Genomic DNA, 1502 nt, shown 5'->3' on the forward strand with positions numbered 1-1502 from the left:
CCCCGTGCGACACGAAGTCGCCAACTAGAGCTGCGGTGCTCTGATACCGCCATCCATGCTACTGGATGAACCTACGATCCTGAATAAAGAGCGGATCGGACAAAGTAGCGAAACACGCAAGTGTGGGATTTGAAACGTAAGTGAATAATCCTCCTGGAAGCCGTGATCCGGGTAAGCGCAAGGTAGTGAATATGCCGAAGACATCTGAATCCGTGTTGAAAGATCGACAGAGGCGAGCCCATGGTAAGCGGCTGTTACCATGGCATAGAAGTTGGAGGAAGCTGGGGGTAACCTTCCTCGTAGCCACCATAACTTCTCGGTCTATAGCGGGCGGCTAAGTTCACATGCTCTAATGGCGGAACGTGGTAAACCTGTATGGTTCCCCCCTGGGGAAGGTTCATCGTAAGATGCACTATGATCATGCAGGCAAAGGATGTCCGAGAAAGCAAAAGCTAGTTTGTAATGAACTAGATAGTGTGCCATCACACAACATGAAAATGTGCCCACTTCGGACTGGTCCAAACTGGTGAGATAAGTTGAAGAATCAAAATAACGAAGAAACGCAAATGACGATAGATAACACTGTTGGTGCCTCTTCGGCAGAGCGCCTATGCACTTGGAATTCAATACCGTGGCCAAAGGCAAAAGCACATGTATTTCGACTTCAAACGCGTATCGCCAAGGCAGAAAGGGAAGGACGTCGTGGCAAAGTCAAAGCTCTGCAACGACTTCTGACAACCTCCTTTTATGGTAGATGTACCGCCATAAAACGAGTAACTAGCAGCACCGGTGGAAAAACACCTGGCGTCGATGGTGTGGTTCTGAGAACCCATCAACAAAAGATGAATGCCATACTCGAGCTTAAAAATAGAGGGTACAAACCTCTACCTCTAAGGCGAATATATATCCCCAAGAAATCAGGAAAGCTGAGACCGCTCTCGATTCCAACTATCAAAGATCGAGGGACTGAGACCGCTCTCGATTCCAACTATCAAAGATCGAGGGATGCAAGCCCTATGGCATGCAGCTTTGGTGCCGATTGCGGAAGAAAGAGCAGATCCAAATGCCTATGGTTTTAGACCAAAGCGTTCGACACATGATGCTATAGAGCAATGTTTCAAAATGCTGGCAAACTCCCACAATGGATTTTTCGAAGGCGACATCCGTGCCTGTTTTGATAAATCACCATGAGTGGTTATTAGATAATGTTCCTATGAACAAAACTGTTCTTAGAAAATTTCTAAAAGCTGGATTCATGGAGGACGGAAAACACCATGCAACAGAACTTGGGACGCCTCAAGGCGGTATTATTTCACCAACACTTGCGGTGATAGCTCTCTCAGGGCTTGAAACTAAATTAGTCAGCACAAGGAAAAGACAGCGGGATAAGGAAAAGATTCACATGATCACTTATGCCGATGATTTTATAGTAACTGCTGCAAGTGAGCAATATCTAAAGGACAGGTAATACCGACCTTAATAGCGTCACTAAAAGAAGTCGG

The 1502-nt window shown here is 46.3% G+C and carries 3 protein-coding genes; all 3 read left to right on the forward strand.

What is annotated here, in order from left to right:
• Positions 1-566: 566 nt before the first annotated feature.
• The 3 genes from LDG_RS20720 to LDG_RS18535 are packed head-to-tail and all read left to right on the forward strand — an operon-like array spanning position 567 to position 1468.
• Complete coding sequence (locus LDG_RS20720) at positions 567-1079, forward strand: reverse transcriptase N-terminal domain-containing protein (protein WP_083821436.1); 513 nt, start codon at positions 567-569, stop codon at positions 1077-1079.
• Positions 1006-1191 (forward strand): hypothetical protein, encoded by a 186-nt coding sequence (locus tag LDG_RS20530; protein ID WP_006871339.1) that lies wholly within the window; start codon positions 1006-1008, stop codon positions 1189-1191. Before LDG_RS20720 ends, LDG_RS20530 begins: the two co-directional genes overlap by 74 nt.
• The gene (locus tag LDG_RS18535; RefSeq protein WP_050805548.1) at positions 1166-1468 is read left to right on the forward strand and encodes a reverse transcriptase domain-containing protein; all 303 of its coding nucleotides are present in this window, start codon (positions 1166-1168) and stop codon (positions 1466-1468) included. Before LDG_RS20530 ends, LDG_RS18535 begins: the two co-directional genes overlap by 26 nt.
• The last annotated feature ends 34 nt before the right edge of the window (positions 1469-1502 follow it).

This window comes from Legionella drancourtii LLAP12 (assembly GCF_000162755.2).
Lineage (GTDB): Bacteria > Pseudomonadota > Gammaproteobacteria > Legionellales > Legionellaceae > Legionella > Legionella drancourtii.

What these genes read in the sequence shown, in the direction of transcription:
- LDG_RS20720 (WP_083821436.1), top strand. Translation starts at nt 567, where the DNA reads ATGACGATAGATAACACTGTTGGTGCCTCTTCGGCAGAGCGCCTATGC.
- LDG_RS20530 (WP_006871339.1), top strand. Translation starts at nt 1,006, where the DNA reads ATGCAAGCCCTATGGCATGCAGCTTTGGTGCCGATTGCGGAAGAAAGA.